The sequence below is a fragment of the Amycolatopsis nivea genome (genome assembly GCF_004522235.1).
Taxonomy (GTDB): domain Bacteria; phylum Actinomycetota; class Actinomycetes; order Mycobacteriales; family Pseudonocardiaceae; genus Amycolatopsis; species Amycolatopsis nivea.
Genome location: NZ_SDLT01000011.1, coordinates 50581 through 65579, shown reverse-complemented (window position 1 = coordinate 65579; position 14999 = coordinate 50581). Strand labels below are relative to the sequence as shown.

Here is a 14999-nt window from a genome sequence, read left to right as displayed (position 1 = left end):
GCCCGCCCGCGGGGTTATCGTGACCGGCGATGAGCGAGTCGACGAAGGCTGCCCGGCTCGCCGAGCCGCCGCCCCCGGTTCCCGTCCGTCCCCGGTTCCGCGCCGATCTCGTGACGGTCGGCGTCACCCTCGTGGTGATCGCCGCCGCGACCGCGGTTGGCGTGTACTACAACCGGCCAGGTTCGGACGTGGTGATCTACGCGTTCGCGCCGCCGTTGTTCGCGCATTGGCTGCCACACGTCGGCCCCGGCTCGGTGTTCGCCGTCCTGATCGCCGCCGGTGTCGTCCTGTACGGCCCGACCCTGGCCGCCCGGCTGCGATGGCGGCGCGCCCTGGCCGCGGGTTACCTGGCCTCCCTCGCCTGGATCTTCTCGCTCGCCATGGTGGACGGCTGGACGCGCGGCTTCACCGGCCGGCTGACCACTGTGCAGGAGTACCTGCACGAAGTCCCCGGCATCACGGACATCCCGCGGTTCCTCCGCGAATTCTCCTCGCGCATCCTCGACTTCCAGCCGAACTCGTGGACCACTCACGTGTCCGGCCACCCGCCCGGCGCGACCCTCGTCTTCGTCTGGCTCGACCGGCTCGGCCTCCACGGCGGTGCCTGGGCGTCGACCGCGGTCGTGCTGGTGGCCGCGCTGGTCGCGGTGGCGGTACCCGCGACGATCGCCCTGCTCGGCCGCCCCGACGCCGCCCGCGCGGCGCTTCCGTTCGCCGTGCTCAGCCCAGGCGCGGTGTGGCTGGGCGTATCCGCGGACGGCCTCTTCGCCGGCGTGACCGCCACCGGCATCGCACTGCTCGCCCTGGCGTCGGTGGGCTTCCGGGAACAGCGCGGTTACGCGTGGCCCACGGCGTTGGCAGCCGGGATTCTCATCGGGTTCGGGATCTTCCTCTCCTACGGCCTCGTCTTGCTCGGCTTGGTCGCGCTGGCCGTCGCCGTGCTCGGCAGGCAATGGCGGGCCACTCTCGTCGCTGCCCTCGGTGCGCTAGCAGTGGTCGCCGTGTTCGCGCTCGCCGGTTTCTGGTGGTTCGACGGCTACCACCTCGTGGTCGAGCGCTACTACCAGGGCGTTGCGCTGGTGCGGCCGTATTCCTACTGGGTGTGGGCCGATCTGGCCGCGGTGGCGGTCGCGTGCGGCCCCGCAGTAGTCGCAGCGGCTCGCCGGGGAGTGGCCAACGCGGTCTTCTTGCCTTCCCGCCGGACGATCCTGCGCGATCCGGTGCTGCTGATCGTGGTGGCGGCTCTGCTCACGATCGTGTTCGCTGATTCGTCCGGCCTGTCGAAGGCTGAGGTAGAACGGATCTGGCTACCGTTCGGCGCGTGGCTGATCCCGGCCACGGCGCTGCTCCCGGCGGGCCACCGCCGCTGGTGGCTTGCCGGACAGGCGGTGGTCGCGCTCGCGGTCAACCACCTGCTGCTGACGAACTGGTGAGGTGAGGCATGGAGGACCAAGCGGGTCGCGTGCTCGTGGTAGACGACGACGAGACCGTGCGCGACGTCGTCCGTCGCTACCTCGAAACCGCCGGTTTCACCGTCGACCTGGCCGGCGACGGCACGGCGGCGCTCGCCCGGTTCGCCGAGCGCGTGCCGGATCTGGTGGTGCTCGACGTGATGATGCCCGGGCTGAACGGCCTGGAGGTGTGCCGTCGGCTGCGGCAGACGAGCCAGGTGCCGATCGTCATGCTCACCGCGCTCGGCGAGGAGGAAAACCGCATCGCCGGACTGCAACTGGGGGCGGACGACTACGTCACCAAACCGTTCAGCCCCAAGGAACTCACCCTGCGCGTGGCATCCGTGCTGCGCCGGGCCCGAATGCCGCGGCCCGAGCCGCCCACGGCTGAATTGACGGACGGCAACCTCCGGCTCCAGATGACTGCCCGCCAGGCGACACTCGACGGCGCGGCGCTTCCGCTGACCACGCGCGAGTTCGACCTCCTCGCGTTCTTCCTCTCCCATCCCGGCGTCGCGTTCAGCCGGGCTGACCTGCTGGAAAAGGTGTGGGGCTGGGATTTCGGCGATCAGTCCACGGTGACTGTCCACGTGCGCCGGCTGCGCGAGAAAATCGAACGTGACCCGGCCAAACCGGTCCGCGTCGCGACGGTGTGGGGCGTCGGCTACCGCTACGACCGGACACAGCCGTGATCGGCTCGGGCGAGTCGGCGTGGGACATGTTCGTCCACGTCCTGCACATCCTGCCGCTCGCCTTGCTGTTCGCCTTGCCGGTGGCAGCGCTGGGCGGACTCGCGCTTTACCTGCTGCGGCACCGGTCGCTGGCCACGACGATGACCACGCTCGTGCTGACTCCGGTCGCCGCGATGCTGGTCGGGATCCTCGGCGTGAGCGGCTTCATGTTCACCGAGGCCCTGACCACGGAACTGCTGGTGTGCCTGCTCGTGGCACTGGTGGCGGTGCCCGCGGCGATGGTGCTGGGCCGGGTCATCGCGCGGCGCAGTGTGTGGGAACGCGAGGCGCGGGAACGCGAACGCGCAGCGGAAGCGTCGCGTCGCGAACTGGTCGCGTGGATCAGCCACGACCTTCGCAGCCCGCTCGCCGGGATCCAGGCGATGGCGGAGGCACTGGCCGACGGCGTGGTTTCGGAGCGCGCCGAGGTGGCCGACTACGCCCAGCGCATCAGCGGCGAGACCACCCGGCTGTCCGGCATGGTGGGGGATCTCTTCGAGCTGTCCCGGATCACCGCGGGCGCACTCGAACTGAGCATGTCGGCGGTGCCGCTGCGCGACGTGGTGAGCGACGCGGTCGCCGCGCAGGCACCCGTGGCTGACCGCAAACGCGTACGGGTGCTGGAAAACGCGTCGGCGTGGCCAGTGGTGTCCGGCAGCGATCCGGAGCTGGCGCGGATCGTGCGGAACCTCGTTTCCAACGCCATCCGGCACACCCCGCCGGACGGCACGGTCGCCGTGCAGATCGGCATCGACGGCGACCAGGCGCTGCTGGCCGTGGACGACGGCTGCGGCGGGATTCCGGACGACGAGATCAGCCGGGTCTTCGACGTCGCCTTCCGCGGCACCCAAGCCCGCACCCCCGACCGCAGCGGCACCACCAGCGGCGGCGGGCTGGGCCTGGCGATCGCGAAGGGCCTGGTGGAGGCACACCGGGGACGGATCGGCGTGCAGAACCACGGCCCAGGATGCCGCTTCGAGGTGCGGTTGCCGCTGGCGGCCTCCTGAGCCGTCTCTTGTGGACAGTCAGGAAGCGGCAACCGCCGCGACCGGCTCCACGCTGTGGTCGGCCGCGATCCGGAAGAACGGCTCGTCCGGGAAATGCGCGGCCGCGACGATCGTGCCGGTACCGACCACCTCGCCGAGCCAACGGCGGCGGGTCAGTTCCGCCTGTCCGGGATTGGCGTCGGACGCAGCACCGATCGCCGGATCAGCCATCTGCTCCGGAATCTGGAAGACGTCGCCGATCAGGACAGCGCGACGGTCTTGATCCGCGACTTCCAGCACGTAATGACCTGGCGTGTGCCCGGGCGCATGCCGGACGGTGACGCCGGGAGCGACCGTTTCCCCGTCAAGCAGCGGTCGCAGTTTGCCCTGGGCGCGAAGGGCTTCCAGCGCTACGCGGCCGCGGTCGTGCCGCCCCGCCGGCTCGATGAACGCTGCCCAGTCGGGCGCGCCATACCGCACTTCGGCATTCGGGAAGTACGGCTCGCCGTTCGGCGCGACCCAGCCGATGTGGTCGGCGTGCAGATGAGTCAGCACCACGGTGTCGATGTCTGCGGGGGCAATCCCGGCCTCAGCGAGCGCTGCGGGCAAGCCGCCGGTGTGCTCCGGCTCGGCGGCGCTGACGACGGGGTGCAGTTGCTCTTTGGAGTGCTGCGGCAGATGCGGCTCGCCGGACGCACGCGGTCCGAAACCGGCGTCGACCAGCACGGTGCGGCCGCCCGTCCGGATCAGGAACGCGCCGATGACCACGGGCACGGTGCTCGGCGCCGAGCGCTTACCCTGAAGTCCCGGGAAGAACGACGACGACAGTTGCAGCCGTCCGTCGGTCAGCGCGTGGATTTCAATGTCCCCCACCACGATGGAACGCATGCCCAGCATCAAGATCCGGTACGGCCGATTCATTCCGGAACGTGATCTTCACCTCATCGGGTGACGGAGGCGCGCAGCTCCGCGGTGGCGAACGCGGCGATGCCCTCCGCAAAGGACGTTTCCGCCCGGAACCCGAGCAGCTCCCGTGCTCGAGCCGGGTCGGCGACCACGTGCCGGACGTCCGCGGGCCGCGCGCCGCCGACGATCCGCGGCTCCGGCCCTCCGCAGGCACGGGCCAGCTCCCGGGCCAGGTCGCCGACGCTGTGCGGCTGTCCGGAACAGACGTTCAGCGGCGTGAGATCTGCCTCCGGACCGTCGCTTCGGAGCGCGAGGACGTTCGCTCGGGCCACGTCGTCCACGTGCACGAAATCCCGCTGTTGCCGCCCGTCCTCAAGCACGGTCGGCGCTTCGCCGCGCTCCAATGCCGAACGGAACAGCGACGCCACGCCCGCGTATGGCGTGTTCTGCGGCATCCGCGGGCCGTAGACGTTGTGGTAGCGCAACGCCCAGACCGTGCCGCCGGTCTGCCGCGCCCATGCGCCCGCGAGATGTTCTTGCGCCAGTTTCGTTGCCGCGTAGGTGCTTCGAGGCAACAGCGGCGCGTCTTCGGGCACGAGTTGCCAGCCCAACTCGGCACCGCAGCGCGGGCAAGCGGGTTCGAATCGTCCGGCGTCCACATCGGACTGCCGGCGGGGTGACGGCGGAACGACACCGTGTTCCGCACACGCGTAGCGCCCCTCTCCGTAGACCACCATCGACGAGGCGAGCACGAGCTTTCGCACCTTCGCCGCATACATCGCGGCCAGCAGCACGGCGGTGCCGTAATCGTTGTTCAGCGCATACGAGGGCGCGTCGGAGGGATCCACGCCGTGCCCGACCACCGCAGCCTGGTGACAGACCGCGTCGACGCCGTCGAGCAGCTCGGCGACGATCTCGGTGTCGGTGACGTCACCGCGGAGGAAACGGTGCCGCTGGGTGTATTCGGGCGGCGTGGTGGAGCCGTGCGCAGTGGACAGCAGGTTGTCCAGCACGACGACCTCGGCGCCGTCGTCGGCCAGCTGATCGGCGATCCGGGACCCGATGAACCCGGCTCCGCCGGTGATGAGCACTCGCACCCCGCCGACGCTAGGCGGCCCGCCCCGGGGTGCGCGCGGCCTGCGGGGACCACGTCACCGAATCGTCAGAAATCACCGGGCCCGTGGCGGCGAAGCGGGCCCCGAACCGGATACGGTGTCGGCATGGAACGGAGCGCACAGCGGCTGGGCCGGGCACTCGTGGTGATTGTGGACGACCGGGTCGCGCACGGGGAGCACGAGGACACCTCGGGGCCGCTCGTCACCGAGTTGCTCGAGGAGGCCGGGTTCATCGTCGACGGCGTCGTGGTGGTCGAGGCCGAGACCGCGGGCATCCGCAACGCGCTCAACACGGCGGTGATCGGCGGGGCTGACCTGGTGATCACGGTCGGCGGCACCGGAGTGTCGCCGCGCGACCGCACGCCGGACGCGACCGCCGGGGTCCTCGACCGCCCGATCCCGGGCATCGGCGAGGCCCTGCGCGCCTCGGGGCTGGCCGCGGGCGCGGTCGACGCCGGGATCTCCCGCGGCCTGGCCGGCGTTTCGGGCAGCACGCTGGTGGTCAACCTGGCCGGCTCGCGCGCGGCTGTGCGCGACGGCATGGCGACCCTCTCCTCGCTGGTCCCGCACGTGATCGACGAGCTTTCCGGTCTCGAAGAGGTCTGAGCCCGGCCGTTTCGCGGCGGATGTCTCTCTGCACTTGTCAAACAACAGGTGGGACGATGGACCCATGCCGCACGAGGAACGACGTCCCCGCACAGACGAGGCCCAGCGCCGCCGCCGGGTCGACGAGATCTTCGGCGACGTCCTGCCGGAGACCACGTCCGATGAGCGGGGCCGGGGCCCGGAGACCACTCCGGATTCGTGGTACCTCGAGAACCGGCCCCCGCATCACGATCGGTGACCCCTCAGTTGTCGCGGCTGGAGGGGCCGTTGCCCTGCTGCGCACGCAGGAGGTCACGGATTTCGATGAGCAGCTCGACGTCGGTGGGCTCGGCGGGACCGGGCTCCTGGCCGCGCTTCCGCCGCTCCTGCAGGTGCTTCACCGGCAGGACGACCAGGAAGTAGACGATCGCCGCCACGATCACGAAGTTGATCGCCGCGTTGATCACGCCGCCGAAGTCCATGAAGGTCGCGCCGTTTGCCTTGAGGATCCGGAAACCGAGCCCCTGCGCCGCGTCGGAACCGCCGATCGCGCTGATCAGCGGCTTGATCAGGCCGTTGGTGAACGCGGTGACGATCGCGGTGAACGCGGCGCCGATCACGACGGCGACCGCGAGGTCGACGACGTTGCCGCGCATCAGGAAGTCCTTGAAACCTTTCAGCACTGCTGCTCCCAGGGGATTCGGGACGGGCGTCTGGCCGTCTTCAGACAGCCGTCGCCCGTCGGAACGGGGTCGGGTTAGCGGAGAGTAACCGTTACCGGTCGTTCGAGCGAGGAAGCAGCGACCTGCGTGGCAACCTGTGCCGGCAGCGCGAGCAGCACCAGTGGACCCTTCTGCGGCGGGCCCAAAGTGCGGTTCCCGGTGTCGTCGGAACGCCGGACGGTGACCACCGAAGCCCCTCTGGCCAGCACAGACGCGGAATTTGTGGTATCCGCGCCCGCGACGACGTCAACGCGCTGGCCCGGCTGAAGCAACTCGGCGACGGCCGCGTCCGCGAGCCGGACGGCCACGGTGACCGCGCCGGGTTCACCCGTTGCGGGGAGGTTGTTGCCCAGAAGCCGGACGTCGGTGATGGGCTCGCCGGCTCGCGCCGCGCCGGACAGAAGCCGGCCCACCGCTGTGTCGGTCGCCGAGAGCGCGCCGGACGGGCGGAGGTTGTCGGGCAGCGCGACGGTCCGCACGTCCGCAGCGCGCAGGACTGAGCCCGCGGGCAGGTCGCGTGCGGAGACCACCGTCGAGGTGGCGGGTGCGCCCCGTGCGGAGGGCGGGAGAAACAGGACGAGCAGGCCGGCCAAGAGCAAGGCCGCCGCGAGACACCGGCGGAGCATCCGGGCTCGCCGCCCGCGCGGCAGACGGACGTCAGGCAGCGCGGGAAGGCGGCTGAGCAAGGTGTTCACGGTTGTCCCCTCGTCGGTTCCGGTACGGCGGGATGCCGCACGAATCCGACGTTAAGGACGTCGCGAACCGGCCGGAAGAGCCGATTCGCGAACCTGTGGACAACTGGCCCCTTGTGGATAACTCGGGGGTCAGGAGGGCGTGGAAGCCGTTTTTGTCGTGCTCGTCGTGGAGGATGTGTTCGAGGACGAAGAAGACGTCGACGAAGAGGAGGTGGTGGACGACGAGTCGGACTTGGCGCTCTCGGTCTTGGCCGGGGTCGCGGAGGTGCTCGACTTGCTCGAATCACGCGAATCCGTGCGGTAGAACCCGCTGCCCTTGAAGACCACGCCGACCGAACTGAAGACCTTGCGCAGGGCGCCGGAGCACTGCGGGCAGACGGTCAGGCTGGGGTCGGAGAAGGACTGCACCGCCTCGAAGCGGTGGTCACATTCCTTGCAGGCGTACTGGTACGTGGGCACTGAAGCTCCTTCATGCACTGGCACTCGACCTACAAGAGTGCTAACCCAATTGTGCTGGACAGCATTCCCTCAGCGCAATTACCCCTTGCTCACAGTGCGGGCGAGGAAGGGGCGGTGGCGGGTTAGTGCTGGTCAGGACGTCCTAGGTGGCGGTTGGTGGGTGGCTGGACTGCGGCTGATCCGGTCGGCTGGGCCGTTGCTGGGCTGGTTGGCGGGGTCTGGAGGGCCTTGTGGGCGGGCTTGCTCGCGGCGGTTTTGGTCGTCGTGAGGGCCGGGTGCTGGTGTGGGTTGTGTGCGGATGCGTGGTTTGGGTGGTTCGTGGCTGGACGGCGGCGATCGGATTCGGGCGGCGGGTCATGGTGGCGGCCATCGGGTTCGGTGGGGCCATGGCGGTGGGCATCAGGTTCGGGCGGCGGTACCGGACACGGCTAGCCGATTGAGTGGTCTTGACCACTTTTGAGTTTTGAGCCGAGCCGAGTCGGGCCGAGCCGAGCCGCGCCGAGCCGCCTGGTGCCGCCGAGCCGAGCCGCGCTGTGCGGAGCCGTCGAGCCGAGCTGAGCCGCGTCGCGTGGAGCCGTGGAGCCGTGGCGCCGTTGAGCCGTTGAGAGGCGTCGCATGGAGCAGCCGAGGCGAGCCGTGTCGCACTGAGCCGCCGAGCGGAGCCGTGTCGCGCCGAGCGGCGGTCTCATCTGGCAGCGGCAGCCGTTGGCAGCTGGATGAGGCCGGAGGGCGTCAGGGCGGCGGTCATGGGCACGTCATGGGGTTCGGCCGGGAGGCGGTCGACGACCTCCTCTGCGCGCACCACGGCCACGCGGGCGGTGTCGGGCGCGGCGGTCAGGGTGCGGTCGTAGTAGCCCGCTCCGCGGCCGAGGCGGGTGCCGTGGCGGTCGACGGCCAGGGCTGGGATCAGCAGCACCTCCGCCGACGCCACTGCGGCGGTGCCCAGGCGTGGGCCGGAGGGTTCGAGGACGCCGCGGAGGCGTCCGGGGATCAGGGCGTCCGGGCCGGTGTACTCAGACCAGTCGAGTGGGCCGGGCGTGTCCGGGATGACGGGCAGCAGGACGCGCGCGCCCGTCGCGGCCAGGGCGTTCACCAGGGAGATTTGGCCGGGCTCGGTGCCGAAAGGGAGGTACGCGCACACCGTTTCCGCGTGGATCGACGACGCCGCGGTCGCCAGGGCGGCTGCCTCGCGAGCATGGGCTTCGGGGGGCAGTTCGGCGCGGGAGCGAAGGATTCGTGTCCGCCACTCCGCCTTGCTCGGGGTCTCATTGCCCGGCTCGTGCATGAGACCAGGTTAGGCTTTGCGCCCATGACGGGCGCCTCAACCACCCAGACCTTCAGAACCGCCATCGTGCCTGCCGCAGGCCTCGGCACGCGATTCCTGCCGACCACGAAAGCGGTGCCCAAAGAGCTGCTGCCAGTGGTCGACACGCCGGGGATCGAGATCGTCGCGAGCGAGGCGGCGAGTGCGGGGGCGAAGCGGCTGGTGATCGTCACCTCGCCGGACAAGGAAGCTGTCGTCCGGTACTTCGAGGCGAAGCCGGACCTGGAGAAGACGCTCGAGGACAAGGGCAAGACCGAGCTGCTGGCGAAGGTCCGGCGCGGGCCGGAGCTGCTGGACGTCGAGGTCGCGATCCAGGAGCAGGCACTCGGGCTCGGGCACGCGGTCGCGCAGGCCGAGCCGAACCTCACCGACGAAGACACCGCTGTCGCCGTTCTCCTGCCCGATGACCTCGTGTTGCCCGCCGGGGTCCTCGACCGGATGTCGGCCGTCCGCGCCCAGTACGGCGGGAGCGTGCTTTGCGCCTTCGACATCCCGAAGGAGCAGATCTCCCCGTACGGCGTCTTCGACGTCACCGACACCGGCGACCCGGACGTCAAGCAGGTCCACGGCATGGTCGAGAAGCCCAAGCCGGAGGACGCGCCGTCGACCTACGCCGCGGCTGGGCGGTACCTGCTCGACCGGGCGATTTTCGACGCGCTGCGCCGGATCGAGCCCGGTGCGGGCGGCGAGCTGCAGCTCACCGACGCCGTCGCGCTGCTGATCCGGGAGGGGCACCCCGTGCACATCGTCGTCCACCGCGGCGGGCGGCACGACCTGGGCAACCCGGGCGGATTCCTGCGCGCCGCCGTCGATTTCGCGCTCGAGGACCCGGATTACGGGCCGTCGCTGCGCACCTGGCTGACCGAACGGATCGGAAACGATCGCCCATGACGGACTCCCTCGATTCCACCCCTGCCGTCCCGACCGAAGACGTGCCCGAACCGGCGGTTCAGGCCGTCGCCGCGGCGGAATCGGCGGAAATCGTTGCCTCGACGGAAGAATCCGCCGAGACCGGCGATTTCCGCTCGGTCGACGAGCAGATCGCGCTGACCCTCGACGCCGCCGTGCGCCCGCGTCCGGTTCGCGTCGCGATCTCCGAAGCGCAGGGTCTGCTCTGCGCGGAGGAGGTCGTCGCCGAGCACGCGCTGCCCGGGTTCGACCAGGCGGCAGTGGACGGCTACGCGGTCCGGAGCGTCGACGTGCAGACCGCCGGACAGGAACCGGTCCAGCTGCCGGTCGTCGGCGAGATCCCGGCTGGCTCGCGTCAGCCGCGACGGCTGCAGCCGGGCCAGGCGGTGCGGGTCGACACTGGCGCGCCGCTGCCCACGCTCGCGGACGCCGTCGTCCCGACCGCTTACACCGACGGCCACCAGGCGAAGGTCACCATCACCCGGTCCGTGCCGTCGGCCGGCTACGTGCGCCGGACCGGCGAGGACGTGCAGATCGGCGACGTCGCGGTGCGCAAGGGCGACACCATCGGCTCCGCGCAGGTCGGGCTGCTCGCCGCGGTCGGCCGCGCGAAGGTGCTGGTCTACCCCCGGCCGCGGGTCTCGATCGTGTCGGTTGGCGACGAGCTCGTGGACATCGACCGCACGCCGTCGGTCGGCCAGGTCTACGACGTCAACTCGTACGCGCTGGCCGCGGCCGCTCGCGACGCGGGCGCCGAGGTGAGCCGGGTCGGCATCGTGCCGGGCGACCCGAAGCGGCTGCGCGAGGTCGTCGAAGGACGGCTGCTGATGTCCGAGATCGTGGTCGTCGCGGGCGGGGCAGGCGGGTCTTCCGGCGACGAGGTGCACGCCGCGCTGTCCGACCTCGGGCACATCGACCTGACGAGGGTCGCGATGCACCCCGGCTCGGTGCAGGGCTTCGGCAGGCTCGGCCCGGACTCGGTGCCGACCTTCCTCATCCCGGGCAACCCGATGAGCGCGCTCGTGGTGTTCGAGGTGCTGGTACGGCCGCTGATCCGCACCGCGCGCGGCACGCGCAACCCGCACCGCCGGGTGGTCGGCGCGAGGCTGCTTTCGTCGATCACCTCGACGAAGGGCCGCCGCGGCTACCTGCGCGGCCAGCTGCTGCGCGACGAGGCGAACGGCGAGTACCTGGTGCAGCCGCTCGGGACGTCGGGTGCGCATCTGCTCGCGTCGCTGGCCGAGGCCAACTGCCTCATCACCGTCGAGGAGGATCTCACCGAGGTGGCCGCGGGCGACCAGGTCAAGGTCACCTTCCTCGCCCAGCGCGCCTGATCCGTGGCCGCACTCGCCGACTCGGTCGAAAACCGGCACCCCGGCTGGCCCGCCACGCTCGGCCCCCTGCGGATCCCGGCAGGCGTGCTCGCTGTACGCCCGGTGCGGCTGCGCGACGCCGGCGAGTGGAGCCGCGTCCGGCTGCGCGACCGCGAGCACCTCGAGGAGTGGGAGCCGACCGGGATCGGGCCGTGGGCGGACCGCAACGCGTTCTGGTCGTGGCCGTCGCAGTGGGCGGCGCTGCGCGGGCTCGCGCGGCGCGGGCAGTGCCTGCCGTTCACGATCACGGTTGACGGAAAGTTCGCGGGGCAGATCACTGTCGGTAATGTGATCCGCGCCGCACTCCGGTCGGCCTGGATCGGGTATTGGGTGTCGTCCGAGATCGTCCGGGGAGGCGTGGCCACCGCGGCCGTCGCGCTCGTGACAGATCACGCTTTCGATGTCGCCGGCCTGCACCGGCTCGAAGCGACCGTGCGGCCGGAGAACAACGCCAGCATCCGCGTGCTCACCAAGGCCGGATATCGGCAGGAAGGGCTGTTCGAGCGGTACCTCGACGTCGCAGGCGCCTGGCGTGACCACCTGTGTTTCGCCGTGACGAAAGAGGAGACCGGCAACGGCCTGGTGTCCCGGCTGGTGGCGTCCGGACGCGCCGAGCTGGCCTGACGGTGACTACGCGTCCCAGTGCGATCACGCGTTACCACATCATGTGAGATTCACCTAATGCGGTGATGCATTTTCGTGATCGAACCCGGCGAGTCTGCGCCTCCTGTGTGACTGTTGTGGCTAGCGTGACTACAGCAGAGGATCGGGGGAGGTGACGGGAGATGCCCAGTTCGGTGATCATCGTCGCGCTCGCCGCGGCATGGCTCGTCGTTCTCGTGCCCATGGTGGCTCGCAAACGCCAGCAAGTCGCGCGGACGCCAACCTCCGCGCTGGCCGCCCGGGTAGTGCGAAGGGGCAGTGCTCGCAACGAGGGACAGGAGGACGACGCCATGTCCGACCATGCGAATCCTTCGGTGGAGGATGACCTCGCCGAACTCGAGGCGGAGCTCGACGCTGACCTGGACGCCGAGCCCGAACCCGAACCGGAGCCGCTTCCGCAGCCTTCGCGCGCGGAACGGGCCGCCGAACCGCGCCGCGAACGCCGCAGTTACCGGCCCGGCCGGGGCGGCTTCGACCCGGAGGCAGCGGAGATCGCGGCCAAGGCCAAGTACGCGTTCCGCCAGCGGGTGGTCGTGATCCTGCTGATCGCCGCCGTCGTCACGGCCGCGATCGCCGGATTCGCCATCTCGCTCGCGTGGTGGGCGCACGCCGCGGTGGACATCGCCCTCGTCGGCTACCTCGTGTACCTCCGCCGACAGGTCCGCATAGAGAACGAGATCCGGCAGCGCCGGATGGCCCGCTACGCGACGACGGCTCCCGCTCCTGCCTACGAGGCGTACGACTCCTTCGAGGAGGAGGAAGAGGAGGACGTCGAGGTCGTCGCACCCGAGGTGCCGCGCGACATCGTGGAGCGCAAACCGTCCCCGATGTCCCGCATTCGCCGGCAGGCAGTCGTGGTCGACCTGGACGACGAAGACCCCGCTTTCGAGGAACTCGCCGAGCCCACCGCGGGCCCGTACCGCCGGGCGGTCGGAGAGTGACCCCCCGTTGTTCGGTGCCTGGAGGGCGCTGCTAAGCTTTCCAAGCACTGAACAACAGGGGCTCACGCTCCTGAGGGGCTGTAGCGCAGTTGGTAGCGCGTCTCGTTCGCATCGAGAAGGTCAGGGGTTCGATTCCCCTCAGCTCCACAACAAATTTGGTTTCGTGTTCTTCGGCAGCCCTCTCGGTCATTGTGAGCGAGAGGGCTTTTCCGTTCAGGGTCTGTTTTCGTGATGCACTTCTGGATGGTTGCTCGTAGACGGCCGCAGCACGTCCTGAGCCGGGAAGAGCCGATCGTAGCTGGCCAGGTCCCTGCGGCCACGCACCGCCATCGCCTCCCGCAACAGGGCGGTGCCAAGCCGCCGAGCCGTCTCCGCGGGCACGGGCGCAATGCCGTTGGCAGCGACCACGTCCTGGCGGCTTTCAGGTAGGCCAGGGCATCCAGCATGACCGTCGGCCCGTCGAAGTCGGCCGCCAGCACAAGTAGCCGTCCAACAGCGGGTACAGCCCGGCATGTGCGGCACCGGTCAGATGCGTTCGCAGCACGTCCTTGCTCGGCGCCAGGTAGTCGCGATCCTCGTGCGGGATGCCCTTGCGTCACCCGCCGCGGACCGCTGGCAGCAACCGGCTTTGCCAGTACGCGCGTTCTCCCATCGTGTGGCGTAAATGTCGGTGCGTGCGGCGAACAAGGCCGCGAAGAAGCCGACCTTCACGTCCGGGGCCGATTGCCGGTCGACCGGGCCGGGTTGCGCTTCGAAGAAGCCGGTCTGTGCTGGGCCGGGCGGAGCCGCCTGCTTCGGCGTCAACTCCAGCAGACGCAGCAACCGCGCGTTCTCCGTGCGCAACTGCGTTGTCTAAGCACGGAGTTCGGCAAGCTCCTCGACCGTCGCGGATTGGAGATCGTCATCCACCGAGCCCACCGTGGACGGATCAGATGCGTGCCCGGTCGAGGCGCTCGATGAGGCTGGATTTGCGGGCATGGGTGTGCCGCAACCTGATGGTGCGCAAGGTGAACGTGTCGTACTGGCCACCGCGTTCGGCGAGGGTTTGCAGATCGGTGAGCAGAGTGACGGCGGCGTCGTACTCGGCCGGTTTCCGGGTAGCGATCATCGCCTCGACGCGTGACCACGCGGCTTCGGCCTCTCGCGCCAACTCGTCCAGTCGTTGCTCACGGGCATCGAGGCGAGCCTGTTCCCGGCGCGCCTCGTCTTCGGCGCGCTTGGCGGCCAGCCGACGCTCACCGGCGGCTCGCCGCCCGGCCGCGTTGTCGAGCAGGTCGGCCACAGTCCGCCGGGCCGGGGCGGGGGCGGCCGGAGCGGTGTCGCCACGGAAGCGGCGCAGCAACTCCATCCGCGCCCGTGCCGCCTCACCCCGCATGACCCGCGCCAGGAGCAGGTCCTTCTCGGCAACGGGCAGGCCAGCCACCCACGCGGAGAGGTCGTCCGCTGCCTCGTCAAGCGGTGGAGATGTTTCAGCTGCGGTCGCGAGCAGGGCGTCGTCGAGGCGGAGAAAGTCCGCCAGCGCCCGCTGCGGCGCGGTGAGCGTGCCAAGCCCAGGCGGAACCGGCGGTTCGAGGTCGTCATTGGCCTCGTCGTCGAAAGCGTCCTCGTCGCGTTCCCACGTGCCGTAGGCGGCCAGCCAGGCGAGATAGAGCGGGCGGAGATCACCGGCGGCGAGTTCGGCGCGAACTCCGGCGATCGCTGACAGCAAGGCCTGCGGTTCGTAGTCGAAGTCGAAATCACCGGCGTCGTCTTCGCTGCTGAGGCTGAGCACGATGAATTCGCCCGTGACCCAGGCGCTTACCCCGTCATCGGTGCAGTAGTCCTCGACTGCTTCGGGATCGAGGAGATCGCACGGCAGGCGGAACATCACCTGGTGGGTGCCCCAGTTGGCGAGATACAAGTGCGCGTCGTAGTAGCGCTCCATCAGATGGCGCGGGTCGCCCTTGAAGTCGCCCCAGTGGTATTCGTTCACGAAGCTGGTGGAGGTGATCCGCGCCCGGGTCGACAGCGACCGGACCGCAGCTTGTTCGCTGTCATCCAGTGGCCGGTCGATCGCCAGGAACTCGTAGTACTGGTATTCGCTCACGGTCCGTCCTGGGCATTGGTGAACGGTTTCATCCGTCGGCCGGGCGTCCGGGC

17 protein-coding genes and 1 tRNA gene are annotated in these 14999 nt (G+C 70.0%); 10 read left to right on the top strand and 8 right to left on the bottom strand.

Annotated features, from left to right (window positions below; translation table 11 throughout):
* Nucleotides 1–29: 29 nt before the first annotated feature.
* Genes EIZ44_RS15430 through EIZ44_RS15420 form a run of 3 tightly spaced genes read left to right on the top strand, consistent with a single transcriptional unit; the run spans nucleotide 30 to nucleotide 3189 of the window.
* Nucleotides 30–1433, top strand: a complete 1404-nt coding sequence (locus tag EIZ44_RS15430; RefSeq protein ID WP_037811132.1) for a hypothetical protein — start codon at nucleotides 30–32, stop codon at nucleotides 1431–1433.
* Nucleotides 1434–1441: 8 nt separating this feature from the next.
* A complete protein-coding gene (locus tag EIZ44_RS15425) occupies nucleotides 1442–2143 on the top strand; it encodes a response regulator transcription factor (RefSeq protein WP_037811133.1) in 702 nt (233 codons plus the stop codon).
* Nucleotides 2140–3189: a sensor histidine kinase gene (locus tag EIZ44_RS15420; RefSeq protein ID WP_134729262.1), complete on the top strand. Its 1050-nt coding sequence runs from the start codon at nucleotides 2140–2142 to the stop codon at nucleotides 3187–3189. Before EIZ44_RS15425 ends, EIZ44_RS15420 begins: the two co-directional genes overlap by 4 nt.
* An 18-nt stretch (nucleotides 3190–3207) precedes the next feature.
* Here EIZ44_RS15420 and EIZ44_RS15415 read toward each other — a convergent pair whose 3' ends face one another.
* On the bottom strand, nucleotides 3208–4056 hold the full coding sequence (locus EIZ44_RS15415; protein WP_240691310.1) for an MBL fold metallo-hydrolase: 849 nt from the start codon (nucleotides 4054–4056) through the stop codon (nucleotides 3208–3210).
* 53 nt (nucleotides 4057–4109) lie between these two features.
* Nucleotides 4110–5171, bottom strand: coding sequence for an SDR family NAD(P)-dependent oxidoreductase (locus EIZ44_RS15410; RefSeq protein ID WP_134729258.1), 1062 nt, complete (start codon nucleotides 5169–5171; stop codon nucleotides 4110–4112).
* Between the two features lie 123 nt (nucleotides 5172–5294).
* Between EIZ44_RS15410 and EIZ44_RS15405 the strand changes: the two genes are divergently transcribed.
* Entirely contained in the window at nucleotides 5295–5795 is a 501-nt protein-coding gene (locus tag EIZ44_RS15405) for a MogA/MoaB family molybdenum cofactor biosynthesis protein (protein ID WP_009083558.1), read from the top strand.
* 64 nt (nucleotides 5796–5859) lie between these two features.
* Nucleotides 5860–6033 (top strand): hypothetical protein, encoded by a 174-nt coding sequence (locus EIZ44_RS44690; protein WP_162836035.1) that lies wholly within the window; start codon nucleotides 5860–5862, stop codon nucleotides 6031–6033.
* A 4-nt stretch (nucleotides 6034–6037) separates the two neighbouring features.
* Here the strand turns inward: EIZ44_RS44690 and mscL are convergent, their stop codons facing one another.
* From mscL to EIZ44_RS15385, 4 genes are all read right to left on the bottom strand, one after another.
* Nucleotides 6038–6457: a large-conductance mechanosensitive channel protein MscL gene (gene mscL, locus EIZ44_RS15400; protein ID WP_134729256.1), complete on the bottom strand. Its 420-nt coding sequence runs from the start codon at nucleotides 6455–6457 to the stop codon at nucleotides 6038–6040.
* 74 nt (nucleotides 6458–6531) lie between these two features.
* Complete coding sequence (locus EIZ44_RS15395) at nucleotides 6532–7191, bottom strand: SAF domain-containing protein (RefSeq protein WP_240690731.1); 660 nt, start codon at nucleotides 7189–7191, stop codon at nucleotides 6532–6534.
* A gap of 129 nt (nucleotides 7192–7320) precedes the next feature.
* Nucleotides 7321–7650: an FmdB family zinc ribbon protein gene (locus EIZ44_RS15390; RefSeq protein ID WP_078870386.1), complete on the bottom strand. Its 330-nt coding sequence runs from the start codon at nucleotides 7648–7650 to the stop codon at nucleotides 7321–7323.
* A 685-nt stretch (nucleotides 7651–8335) separates the two neighbouring features.
* Nucleotides 8336–8935: a 5-formyltetrahydrofolate cyclo-ligase gene (locus EIZ44_RS15385; RefSeq protein ID WP_134729254.1), complete on the bottom strand. Its 600-nt coding sequence runs from the start codon at nucleotides 8933–8935 to the stop codon at nucleotides 8336–8338.
* A gap of 24 nt (nucleotides 8936–8959) precedes the next feature.
* Between EIZ44_RS15385 and EIZ44_RS15380 the strand changes: the two genes are divergently transcribed.
* The 5 genes from EIZ44_RS15380 (at nucleotide 8960) to EIZ44_RS15360 (ending at nucleotide 13007) form a co-directional block, all read left to right on the top strand.
* The gene (locus tag EIZ44_RS15380) at nucleotides 8960–9865 is read left to right on the top strand and encodes a UTP--glucose-1-phosphate uridylyltransferase (RefSeq protein WP_037811139.1); all 906 of its coding nucleotides are present in this window, start codon (nucleotides 8960–8962) and stop codon (nucleotides 9863–9865) included.
* Nucleotides 9862–11217 (top strand): molybdotransferase-like divisome protein Glp, encoded by a 1356-nt coding sequence (gene glp, locus EIZ44_RS15375; RefSeq protein WP_199817529.1) that lies wholly within the window; start codon nucleotides 9862–9864, stop codon nucleotides 11215–11217. The genes EIZ44_RS15380 and glp overlap by 4 nt, the downstream gene beginning before the upstream one ends.
* A 3-nt stretch (nucleotides 11218–11220) precedes the next feature.
* Nucleotides 11221–11880 (top strand): GNAT family N-acetyltransferase, encoded by a 660-nt coding sequence (locus EIZ44_RS15370; protein WP_037811141.1) that lies wholly within the window; start codon nucleotides 11221–11223, stop codon nucleotides 11878–11880.
* Between the two features lie 161 nt (nucleotides 11881–12041).
* The gene (gene sepX / locus EIZ44_RS15365; RefSeq protein WP_037811142.1) at nucleotides 12042–12860 is read left to right on the top strand and encodes a divisome protein SepX/GlpR; all 819 of its coding nucleotides are present in this window, start codon (nucleotides 12042–12044) and stop codon (nucleotides 12858–12860) included.
* A gap of 74 nt (nucleotides 12861–12934) precedes the next feature.
* Nucleotides 12935–13007 (top strand) — tRNA-Ala (locus EIZ44_RS15360).
* Nucleotides 13008–13073: 66 nt separating this feature from the next.
* On the opposite strand, the gene EIZ44_RS46260 is transcribed toward EIZ44_RS15360, so the two are convergent.
* Both EIZ44_RS46260 and EIZ44_RS15355 read right to left on the bottom strand, forming a co-directional pair.
* Nucleotides 13074–13373, bottom strand: coding sequence for a TOTE conflict system archaeo-eukaryotic primase domain-containing protein (locus EIZ44_RS46260; protein WP_439098600.1), 300 nt, complete (start codon nucleotides 13371–13373; stop codon nucleotides 13074–13076).
* Between the two features lie 415 nt (nucleotides 13374–13788).
* Nucleotides 13789–14946: a hypothetical protein gene (locus EIZ44_RS15355; RefSeq protein ID WP_134729252.1), complete on the bottom strand. Its 1158-nt coding sequence runs from the start codon at nucleotides 14944–14946 to the stop codon at nucleotides 13789–13791.
* Nucleotides 14947–14999 lie beyond the last annotated feature (53 nt).

Bases quoted from the DNA above. Each gene is read 5' to 3' on its own strand.
- EIZ44_RS15415 (WP_240691310.1), bottom strand. From the start codon at position 4,056: ATGCGTTCCATCGTGGTGGGGGACATTGAAATCCACGCGCTGACCGAC.
- EIZ44_RS15405 (WP_009083558.1), top strand. From the start codon at position 5,295: ATGGAACGGAGCGCACAGCGGCTGGGCCGGGCACTCGTGGTGATTGTG.
- sepX (WP_037811142.1), top strand. From the start codon at position 12,042: ATGCCCAGTTCGGTGATCATCGTCGCGCTCGCCGCGGCATGGCTCGTC.
- EIZ44_RS15430 (WP_037811132.1), top strand. From the start codon at position 30: ATGAGCGAGTCGACGAAGGCTGCCCGGCTCGCCGAGCCGCCGCCCCCG.
- EIZ44_RS44690 (WP_162836035.1), top strand. From the start codon at position 5,860: ATGCCGCACGAGGAACGACGTCCCCGCACAGACGAGGCCCAGCGCCGC.
- EIZ44_RS15380 (WP_037811139.1), top strand. From the start codon at position 8,960: ATGACGGGCGCCTCAACCACCCAGACCTTCAGAACCGCCATCGTGCCT.
- EIZ44_RS15385 (WP_134729254.1), bottom strand. From the start codon at position 8,935: ATGCACGAGCCGGGCAATGAGACCCCGAGCAAGGCGGAGTGGCGGACA.
- glp (WP_199817529.1), top strand. From the start codon at position 9,862: ATGACGGACTCCCTCGATTCCACCCCTGCCGTCCCGACCGAAGACGTG.
- EIZ44_RS15425 (WP_037811133.1), top strand. From the start codon at position 1,442: ATGGAGGACCAAGCGGGTCGCGTGCTCGTGGTAGACGACGACGAGACC.
- EIZ44_RS46260 (WP_439098600.1), bottom strand. From the start codon at position 13,373: ATGCCGGGCTGTACCCGCTGTTGGACGGCTACTTGTGCTGGCGGCCGA.